This window comes from Bacillus sp. 05T31 (assembly GCF_056396725.1).
Genome location: NZ_JBFTMA010001298.1, coordinates 1 through 540, shown reverse-complemented (window position 1 = coordinate 540; position 540 = coordinate 1). Strand labels below are relative to the sequence as shown.

1 protein-coding gene is annotated in these 540 nt (G+C 32.5%); it reads right to left on the bottom strand.

What is annotated here, in order from left to right; translation table 11 throughout:
- Positions 1 to 540, bottom strand: a 540-nt coding sequence (locus AC1DJR_RS33010; RefSeq protein ID WP_477004567.1) for a histidine kinase dimerization/phospho-acceptor domain-containing protein, incomplete at both ends; no start/stop codon positions are given.

Here is a 540-nt window from a genome sequence, read left to right as displayed (position 1 = left end):
TTCAATAATGGGTTCATTGGAATCTACAAATAACTCAACTTGAATATTCGTCATAATTTCTTTTTTGTTAATTAAAGACACAACGTTTTTAAATACTTGATAAATGTTATTCTTTTCAGTTGGGGTYTCATCTGTTTTAGCAATCGATAAAAACACTTGAAGTATCGCTTCAATTCTCTCAATTTCAGAAATCATAAGGTCAAAGTATTTTTCTTGATCTTCTTTGTTGATTTGGAATAGTTGAATAAATCCTTTTATTACAGTTAATGGGTTCCTCACTTCATGAGCTACACCAGCTGCTAATTGTCCAATTGCAGCAAGGGTATCAGATTTACTTAGCAATTCTTCTGTCTTTTTCCGCTCTGTAATATCGCGTACAATAACCATAATTTTGTTATGCAGTAATGGTACACATCTAGCTTCAAAGAAATCAAGGCTTCCTTTAAGTGTAAGTGGATATTCAACAATTACAGTAGAATCTTTCTCCTTTACTTGACGAATTGCTTCTCGAAATTTCTGTGCTACTGGAGATGGTAATAC